We start from the raw sequence: 1282 nt of genomic DNA, 5'->3' as shown, positions 1-1282 counted from the left end.
CACCGCCCCGGAAACCACCCTCACGGGCACCACCCTCACGGCGGTCTCCCCCACGGAAGCCACCGTCACGGTCACCACCGCGGAAGCCACCCTCACGGCGCTCGCCGCCCCGGAAGCCACCCTCGCGACGGTCGCCGCCCTCGCGGCCCCCGCTCCGGAAGCCACCCTCACGGTCGCCGCCACGGAAGCCGCCCTCGCGGCGGTCGCCACCACGGAAACCACCATCACGGGCGCCGCTCTCGCGACGGTCACCGCCCCGGAAACCGCCCTCACGGGCACCACCCTCACGGCGGTCGCCACCACGGAAACCACCCTCACGGCGCTCGCCGCTCCGGAAGCCACCCTCGCGGTCTCCGCCCCGGAAACCGCCCTCGCGACGGTCGCCGCCCTCGCGGCCCCCGCTCCGGAAGCCACCCTCACGGCGGTCGCCAGCACGGAAACCGCCCTCACGGCGGTCGCCGCCACGGAAACCGCCTTCGCGACGATCGCCACCGGCGAAGCCGCCTTCACGACGCTCAGCGCCACGGAAACCACCGTCACGGGCACCCGCCTCGCGGCGGTCGCCGCCCCGGAAACCACCACTCTCACGGCGGTCGCCCCCGCGGAAGCCACCCTCACGCGCGCCGCCTTCGCGACGGTCACCGCCGCGGAAGCCACCCTCGCGACGCTCCCCGCCGCGGAAACCGCTGTCACGGTCGCCGCCCCGGAGACCGCCTTCGCGACGATCACCGCCGCCGAAACCGCCCTCACGGCGGTCGCCGCCACGGAAACCGCCCTCGCGACGGTCACCACCGCCGAAGCCGCCCTCGCGACCCCCGCTCCGGAAACCGCCCTCGCGGCGGTCCCCGCCACGGAAACCGCCCTCGCGACGGTCACCGCCACGGAAACCGCCCTCACGGGCACCACCCTCACGGCGGTCACCGCCACGGAAGCCGCCTTCGCGACGGTCGCCGCCACGGGCGCCACTGTCGCGATCGCCACCACGGAAGCCGCCCGGGCGGTCGTCGCGGCCGCCCCGGTACGAGGGACGGTCATCGCGACGGCCGTCGCGGCCGGCGTCACCACGCCCCTGGCCGCGGTCGGCGCGATCCTCGTAACGACGGGGGCGGTCCCCGCCCTGGGGTCCTGAGCTCACAGGTACATCCTTCCTGATGGCGTTTCCGCCGAGAACGCTAACGCAGTCGAGGGCCGCCCCTGCTGGGGCGGCCCTCGACTGGAAGATTGTCCGGCGGTGTCCTACTCTCCCACACCCTCCCGAGTGCAGTACCATCGGCGCTGGAGG

1 pseudogene is annotated in these 1282 nt (G+C 75.0%); it reads left to right on the top strand.

The features are described 5' to 3' along the window. A pseudogene (locus AB0D28_RS21535) lies at window positions 1–1129 on the top strand (hypothetical protein); the annotation flags it as partial. Between the last annotated feature and the right edge of the window lie 153 nt (window positions 1130–1282).

The organism is Micromonospora sp. NPDC048169, assembly GCF_040652815.1.
GTDB lineage: Bacteria > Actinomycetota > Actinomycetes > Mycobacteriales > Micromonosporaceae > Micromonospora.
Note: the sequence above shows the minus strand (reverse complement) of the source record. Positions and strands in the feature narration are given on the sequence as shown.